The organism is Methylopila musalis (assembly GCF_042679725.1).
GTDB lineage: Bacteria > Pseudomonadota > Alphaproteobacteria > Rhizobiales > Methylopilaceae > Methylopila > Methylopila musalis.
This window is the reverse complement of the sequence record NZ_JBHTMX010000200.1, coordinates 1-4,993: the sequence shown is the minus strand read 5'-3', so window position 1 is coordinate 4,993 and position 4,993 is coordinate 1. Positions and strand designations below refer to the sequence as shown.

Genomic DNA, 4,993 nt, shown 5'->3' with positions numbered 1-4,993 from the left:
CGCCCCGCGCCGGCGTCGCCTTCGGCGGGGGTCGCGATCCAGATCAGCCCGCCGCTCCAGTCGTAAACGTGCGCCAGCGCCAGATCGCCCAGCAGCGCGATCAGCCCCGGCGCGCGGGTGGGCGCGACCGACACGCGCCACACCGCCCGGTCGGGGGACCCGAGATGGGGCGCGGCCTGCGCCACCGAGCGCCAGAGCGCGCGGCTGTCGTCGGGCGCAAGCCGGTCGGCCGCGCCGAAGCTGAGCAGCCGGTCGGCGAGTTCGTTCGCCCGGTAGCGCAACTGGTTCGCGAAGTTTTCCAGCCGCAGCAGCGTGCGCGACGGCGCGCCGCCCGCGCCCGGCAGATGCGCCGCGCCGCTGACCTCGAACGGCGAGCCCATGCCGGCGCAGAGCGCCGCCACGCCATGGGCGTCATCGAGGCCTTGAATCACGAGCGTGGTCTCGCTCTCGGCGATGGGCAGGGTCTTGAAGGTCGCTTCGGTGACGACGCCGAGCGTCCCGTGGGAGCCGGCCGCGAGCTTGGTGATGTCGTAGCCGGTGACGTTCTTCATCACCCGCCCGCCGGCGCGGATGGTCTCGCCGCGTCCGGTGACGAGGCGCACGCCGATCAGCGCGTCCCGCGCCGCGCCGGTCTGCACCCGGCGGGGGCCGGAGGCGTTGGTCGCCACCAGCCCGCCGATGGTGGGCTCGCCCGCCGTTCCATAGAGCGGCCGGTGGTCGAACGGCTCGAAGGCGAGCCGTTGGCCTGCGCGCGCGAGCTCCGCCTCCACCTCGGCGATCGGCGTGCCGGCCTTCGCCGCAATCACCAGCTCCGACGGCTCGAACAGCGTGACGCCGGTCAGACGCGCAGTGGACAGGGCCGCTGCGGCCTCGACCGGCCGCCCCAGCCCCGCGCGCGTGCCCGCGCCCCAGATCGCAAGCGGCGCCCGCGTCTCCACCTGCTCGCGGATCACAGTCTCGATCCCGGCCTCGTCGAAGGGGGCTGTGACGTCCGCCGCCAGGGTCACGCCGCCTGCTCCGTCAGCCGGTTCTCCAGCGGGAACACCTTGGCGGGGTTCATCAGCCATTTGGGGTCGAAGGCGCTTTTCACGCGCATCTGCTGCTCTAGCTCGATCCGGGTGAACTGGGCGGTCATCAGCTCGCGCTTCTCGATGCCGACGCCGTGCTCGCCGGTGAGGCAGCCGCCGACCTCGACGCAGGCGAGCAGGATGTCCTCGCCGGCCTTCTCGGCCTTGGCGAGCGAGACCGGGTCGTTCATGTCGTAGAGCACCAGCGGGTGCAGGTTGCCGTCGCCGGCGTGGAAGATGTTGGCGACCTTCAGCCCCTGCGCCTCGCAGATGGCCTCGATCCGGGCCAGCACCTCCGGCAGGCGCCCGGTGGGGATGGTGCCGTCCATGCAGATGTAGTCCGAGACGCGGCCCATGGCGCCGAAGGCGGATTTGCGGCCCTTCCAGATCGCGGCGGCCTCGGCCGGGGTCCTGGCCTCGCGCATGTGGGTCATGCCGTGGCCCTTCGCGATGGCGGCGATGCGGACGAGCTGCTCGTCGATCTCGGCGGGCGAGCCCTCCACCTCCACGATCAGCATGGCGCCCACGTCGCGGGGGTAGCCGGCCTTGGCGAAGTCCTCGCAGATGTCGATGGCGAGCCGGTCCATGTACTCGATCGCCACCGGCACCACGCCGGCGCCGAGCACCGCGGCGACGCAGGCGCCGGCGGCCTCGGGCGAGGGGAAGCCGAACAGGATCGGCCGCGCGCCCTCCGCCAGCGGCAGGATGCGCAGCGTGGCCTCGGTCACCATGCCGAACTGGCCTTCGGAGCCGCAGATCAGCCCCAGCAGGTCGAGCCCGGCCGCGTCCATGGCGTCGCCGCCGATCTCGATGATCTCGCCCTCCACGGTCACGAAGGTGACGCCCATCAGGTTGTTGGTGGTGACGCCGTATTTCAGGCAATGGGCGCCGCCGGAGTTCATGGCCACGTTGCCGGCGATGGTGCAGGCGAGCTGGGACGAGGGGTCGGGCGCGTAGAAAAAGCCTTCATGGGCGATGGCCGCCGACACGCCCAGATTGGTGACGCCGGTCTGCACCCGCGCCGTGCGGTTGGGCAGGTCGACCTCCAGCACCTTCGACATACGGGAGACGCCGATCACCACAGCGTCCTCCTGCGGCAGCGCGCCGCCCGCGAGCGAGGTGCCCGCGCCCCGCGGCACCATCGGCACCCCTTGGGCGTAGAGGTAGCGCATCACCGCCGCCGTCTCCTCGGTGGTGGCGGGCAGCACCACCGCCAGCGGCAGCCGGCGATAGGCCGTGAGCGCGTCGGTCTCGAAGGCGCGGCGCTCGATCTCGGAGGTGATGACGCCCTCGCCCGCCACCAGCGCCTGGAGCCCCGCGACGATGGCGTCGCGGCGGGCGAGGATCGTGGGGTCGGGCGCGGGCATGGCGATACCGGACATGGGTGTCGTGCTCCTCCCGGAGGCCGCCTTGACCGGCGGTCGTCGTTCACGCGGGCGTTACGGCCAACGACGCCATCTAGGGCGCCCGGCCGCGGCCGGTAGCCGGACGATCCGCTTAAGGTCCCATGGCTTGCGCCTGCGGGCGCTTGGGGTCAAGCTCGACCATCCATCTCATGCGGCTGACCTTTGTCGGTCCGGCTGGAGTCGTTATCAAGTGATGTCTTCGCAGGGTCCGCGGCCGCGGGTCGGTCTGTTCGCCACCTGCCTCGTGGATCTGATCCGACCGTCCGTGGGCTTCGCGGCCGCCAAGCTGATCGAGGACGCGGGCTGCGAGGTGGTGGTTCCGGAGCAGACCTGCTGCGGCCAGCCGGCCTTCAACTCCGGCGACCGTGCCACCGCGCGCGCCATCGCGCTTGGGCTGCTCGACGCGTTTCAGGGCGTGGACTACGTGGTCGCGCCGTCCGGCTCCTGCGCCGGCATGCTGAAGCGCCACGTGCCGGAACTGTTCGCCGGCGAGCCGGACCTCGCCCGCCGGGCTCAGGCGCTGGCGGACAAGACCCATGAGCTGGTGTCCTTCCTCACCGACGTGCGCGGGGTAACGAGCGTCGCGGCCCGGTTCGACGGCGCGGTCACCTATCACGACAGCTGTTCGGGCCTGCGCGAGCTCGGCGTGCGCGACCAGCCGCGCCGGCTGCTGGAAAGCGTCGAGGGCCTGACGCTGACCGAGATGAAGGATTCCGACGTCTGCTGCGGCTTCGGCGGGACCTTCGCGGTGAAGTACGGCGAGATCTCCGACGCCATCGTCGCCAAGAAAGCTGCGAACGTGGAGGGCGCCGGCGCCGCCACGCTGCTCGCCGGCGATCTCGGCTGCCTCATGAACATGGCCGGCAAGCTGCAGCGGCAGGGCAGCGCCACCCGGGTGCGCCACGTGGCCGAGGTGCTGGCGGGCATGGCCGACGGGCCGGCCATCGGCGAGCCGGACAGCCGCCCGTGACCGCCCACGCGCCGACCTCGCCCGCCTTCAAGGCCAACGCCCACGCGGCGCTGCACGACCCGGCGCTGCAGCGGGCGCTCGGCAATGTGGAGACCGGCTTCATCCTCAAGCGCCGCAAGGCGGCGGACAAGCTGCCGGAGTTCGAGGCGCTCAGAGACTCCGCGCGCGACATCAAGAACCACACGCTCGCCCATCTCGACCTCTATCTGGAGGCCTATGAGCGCAAGGTGACGGAGGCCGGCGGCCAGGTGCATTTCGCGTCCACCGCCGCCGACGCCCGGGAGATCGTGGCCGACATCTGCCGCCGGGTCGGCGCCCGCACCGTGGTCAAGGGCAAGACCATGGTCTCCGAGGAGATCGACCTCAACGCCCATCTGGAGGCGATCGGCGTCACCCCCGTCGAGACCGATCTCGGCGAATACATCATCCAGCTGCGCGGGGAGCGGCCGAGCCACATCGTGGCGCCGGTGATCCACCTCAACCGCGACCAGATCGAGGCCAATTTCCGCGCCGCCCACGACGGCCTGCCGGACGGGCGCGACCTGTCCGCTCCGGAGGCGCTGCTGGCGGAGGCGCGGGCCATGCTGCGCGCCCGCTTCCTCGCCGCCGACGTCGGGATCACCGGCGCGAACTTCCTGGTGGCGGAGACCGGAACCTCGATCATCGTCACCAACGAGGGCAACGGCGACCTCAGCCAGACCCTGCCGAGGGTCCACATCGTGCTGGCCTCGATCGAGAAGCTGGTCCCGACCCTCGACGACGCGGCGCAGATGCTGCGCGTGCTGGCGCGCTCGGCCACGGGGCAGGAGATGTCGGTCTACACCACCTTCTCCACCGGGCCGCGCCGGGCGGAAGACCCGGACGGGCCGGAGGAGTACCATGTGGTGCTGCTGGACAACGGCCGCTCGGCCATGCTCGGCGGCGAGTTCCGGGAGATGCTGCGCTGCATCCGCTGCGCCGCCTGCATGAACCACTGCCCGGTCTATCACGCGGTCGGCGGCCACGCGTATGGCTGGGTCTATCCCGGCCCCATGGGCTCGGTGCTGTCGCCGTCGCTGATCGGCGTGGACAAGGCCGGCCACCTGCCCAACGCCTCCACCTTCTGCGGCCGCTGCGAGAGCGTCTGCCCGGTGCGCATCCCGCTGCCGAAGCTGATGCGGCACTGGCGCGAGCGAGAGTTCGAGCGCCACCTCTCGCCGGCGCCGGTGCGCTACGGCCTCGGGCTGTGGGGCTTTTTCGCCACCCGGCCGCGGCTCTACCGGCTCGCGACGCGGACCGCCGCGGCCGCGCTCGGCTGGCTCGGACGGAACAGGGGCCGCTTCCGTTCGTTGCCCCTTGCGAAGGGCTGGACGGCGACGCGCGACCTCGCGGCGCCCGAAGGCGGCACGTTCCAGGCCCGCTGGCGGGCGGAAAGGGCGAAGCGATGACCATGAGCGCGCGGGATCAGGTGATGGGCGCCGTCCGCCGGTCGCTCGGCGCGACCGGCGCGGAGCGGCCCCGGCTGAAGGTGGTGCAGGACCGCCTCGCGGCGCCGCCCATCGGCGTGGTTC

At 72.0% G+C, this 4,993-nt stretch carries 4 protein-coding genes; 2 read left to right on the top strand and 2 right to left on the bottom strand.

Going from position 1 to position 4,993, the window contains the following annotated elements; translation table 11 throughout:
- Together ACFQ4O_RS14965 and ACFQ4O_RS14960 are read right to left on the bottom strand one after the other, a co-directional pair.
- The coding region (locus ACFQ4O_RS14965) for an FAD-binding protein (protein ID WP_378776724.1) at positions 1-1,007 on the bottom strand (1,007 nt) is incomplete at its 3' end.
- On the bottom strand, positions 1,004-2,449 hold the full coding sequence (locus tag ACFQ4O_RS14960) for an FAD-linked oxidase C-terminal domain-containing protein (RefSeq protein WP_378776722.1): 1,446 nt from the start codon (positions 2,447-2,449) through the stop codon (positions 1,004-1,006). The genes ACFQ4O_RS14960 and ACFQ4O_RS14965, both read right to left, overlap by 4 nt.
- 217 nt (positions 2,450-2,666) lie before the next feature.
- Between ACFQ4O_RS14960 and ACFQ4O_RS14955 the strand changes: the two genes are divergently transcribed.
- Positions 2,667-3,443 carry a (Fe-S)-binding protein gene (locus ACFQ4O_RS14955; RefSeq protein ID WP_378776720.1) on the top strand — a complete coding sequence of 259 codons (777 nt, stop codon included), beginning with the start codon at positions 2,667-2,669 and terminating at the stop codon, positions 3,441-3,443.
- The gene (locus ACFQ4O_RS14950; protein WP_378776718.1) at positions 3,440-4,870 is read left to right on the top strand and encodes a LutB/LldF family L-lactate oxidation iron-sulfur protein; all 1,431 of its coding nucleotides are present in this window, start codon (positions 3,440-3,442) and stop codon (positions 4,868-4,870) included. The genes ACFQ4O_RS14955 and ACFQ4O_RS14950 overlap by 4 nt, the downstream gene beginning before the upstream one ends.
- The last annotated feature ends 123 nt before the right edge of the window (positions 4,871-4,993 follow it).